The following is a 2437-nucleotide window of genomic DNA, read 5'->3' as shown; positions in this document are numbered from 1 at the left end:
CAAACCCCCCGCCCGCGGGTGCGGGGCGGCGGCTTCACGGTGATCCGGGTGGGACTACTCCCACTCGATGGTGCCCGGGGGCTTGCTCGTGCAGTCGAGGACCACCCGGTTCACCTCCGGCACCTCGTTGGTGATGCGGGTCGAGATCCGGGCGAGGACCTCGTACGGCATGCGCGTCCAGTCCGCGGTCATCGCGTCCTCGGAGGAGACGGGGCGCAGCACGATCGGGTGGCCGTAGGTGCGGCCGTCGCCCTGGACGCCGACGCTGCGGACGTCCGCGAGCAGGACGACCGGGCACTGCCAGATCTCGCGGTCGAGGCCGGCCGCGGTCAGCTCGTGGCGGGCGATGGCGTCGGCCTCGCGGAGCAGGTCCAGGCGCTCCTTGGTGACCTCGCCGACGATGCGGATGCCGAGGCCGGGGCCCGGGAAGGGCTGGCGCTGGACGATCTCGTCCGGCAGGCCGAGCTCCTGGCCGACCATCCGGACCTCGTCCTTGAACAGCTGGCGCAGCGGTTCGACGAGCTCGAACTCGATGTCGTCGGGGAGGCCGCCCACGTTGTGGTGGGACTTGATGTTGGCGGTGCCGGTGCCGCCGCCGGACTCGACGACGTCCGGGTACAGGGTGCCCTGCACGAGGAAGGCGACCGCCGGGCCGTCCTCCTGGAGGATCTCCAGCTGGGCCTGCTCGAAGACGCGGATGAACTCGCGGCCGATGATCTTGCGCTTGGTCTCCGGGTCGGAGACGCCGGCCAGCGCGGTCAGGAAGCGCTCCTGCGCGTCGACGACCTTCAGCTGCACGCCGGTCGCGGCGACGAAGTCCTTCTCGACCTGCTCGGTCTCGCCCTTGCGCATCAGGCCGTGGTCGACGTAGACGCAGGTCAGCTGCGAGCCGATGGCCTTCTGCACGAGGGCCGCGGCGACCGCGGAGTCCACGCCGCCGGAGAGGCCGCAGATGGCGCGCTTGTCGCCGACCTGCTCGCGGATCGCCGCGATCTGCTCCTCGACGATGTTGCCGGTGGTCCAGGTGGGGGCGAGGCCCGCACCGCGGTAGAGGAAGTGCTCCAGGATCTGCTGGCCGTGCGTGGAGTGCATCACCTCGGGGTGGTACTGCACGCCGTACAGCTTCTTCTCGTCGTTCTCGAAGGCCGCGACCGGGACGACGTTCGTCGACGCGGTGACGGTGAAGCCCTCGGGGGCGGCGGAGCAGGCGTCGCCGTGGGACATCCACACCGACTGGTTCTCGGGGGTGCCCTCGAAGAGGGTGGAGCCGGCCTTGGAGACGGCCAGCGGGGTGCGGCCGTACTCGCGGGCGCCGGTGTTGTCGACCTGGCCGCCGAGGCTGACGGCCATCAGCTGGAAGCCGTAGCACATGCCGAAGACGGGGACGCCGGCCTCGAAGATCGCACGGTCGAGCTGGGGGGCACCCGCCTCGTACACGGAGGACGGACCGCCGGAGAGGATGATCGCCTTCGGGTTCTTGGCCAGCATCTCGTCGACGGGCATCGAGCTCGGCACGATCTCGCTGTAGACCCGTGCCTCGCGGACTCGGCGGGCGATGAGCTGGGCGTACTGGGCGCCGAAGTCGACGACGAGAACCGTGTCCGGGGCGCTGTCGTGGGCGGCGGAGGGTGCTTCTGGCACGGGGCGGCCTTCCGGCGGAAGAGGTGGCTGTTCTGTCGATTCTAACGGGGGCCGCCGGGCCCTCTTCGTCTCACCATCCGAATCCGGGTTGGCCCCGGGGTCGGCGGAAGGTAATAATCCGTCCCGTGCGCAAGCAGCTGAGCTTCCTCTTTACCTATGGCACCGGTCGGTCCGGTCGCCATGGGTCCTCGTGATGCTCGCTTGAGCCACTGACTTCCCGGAAGCGCCCCGGTCCGACAGGACCGGGGCGCTTCCGCGTTTCCGCTCCTGTCGGGACACCGCACGACACGATCCACAGGAGAGAACACCATGAGCGTCACCACCACCCCCGAGCAGCTGATCGCCGATTCCCGTACGCGCATCGACGCCCTCGACGACCGGATCATCGGCCTGATCCAGGAGCGGATGGCCGTCTCGACGGTCATCCAGGACGCCCGGATCGCGTCCGGCGGGCGTCGGGTGCACCTGTCGCGCGAGATGGAGGTGCTCTCGCACTGGAGCGATGCGCTCGGAAAGCCCGGCACCGCCCTCGCCATGACCCTGCTGGAGCTGTGCCGGGGGCGCGTGTGACGGCTGTGCGTCACCCGTCCGGACCGTGACCGGCCCCGGGGCCCTTCGTTGGTGAGGGTGTCCGCGTCAGCCAGCCGCGGAACCGCAACACCACGCGTGGATCCGCTGGAGCGATGAGACGCACGCCCCGTGGAGCGTGCGTCGTGGGACCTCGCTCCTTCGCGTGACCGGACGGCAGGGGACAGCAGCCCGGTCACCCCGTAAAGGAGGGGCGGGCCCCGGGGGG

General features: G+C 70.3%; 2 protein-coding genes. One reads left to right on the top strand and one right to left on the bottom strand.

What is annotated here, in order from left to right; translation table 11 throughout:
* Positions 1-54 precede the first annotated feature (54 nt).
* Entirely contained in the window at positions 55-1641 is a 1587-nt protein-coding gene (gene guaA, locus AB8A24_RS02325; protein WP_328962027.1) for a glutamine-hydrolyzing GMP synthase, read from the bottom strand.
* 267 nt (positions 1642-1908) lie between these two features.
* Between guaA and AB8A24_RS02320 the strand changes: the two genes are divergently transcribed.
* On the top strand, positions 1909-2211 hold the full coding sequence (locus AB8A24_RS02320) for a chorismate mutase (protein ID WP_328965884.1): 303 nt from the start codon (positions 1909-1911) through the stop codon (positions 2209-2211).
* The last annotated feature ends 226 nt before the right edge of the window (positions 2212-2437 follow it).

The organism is Streptomyces sp. BF23-19, assembly GCF_041106355.1.
GTDB lineage: Bacteria > Actinomycetota > Actinomycetes > Streptomycetales > Streptomycetaceae > Streptomyces > Streptomyces virginiae_A.
This window is presented reverse-complemented; position numbering and strand designations above follow the sequence as displayed.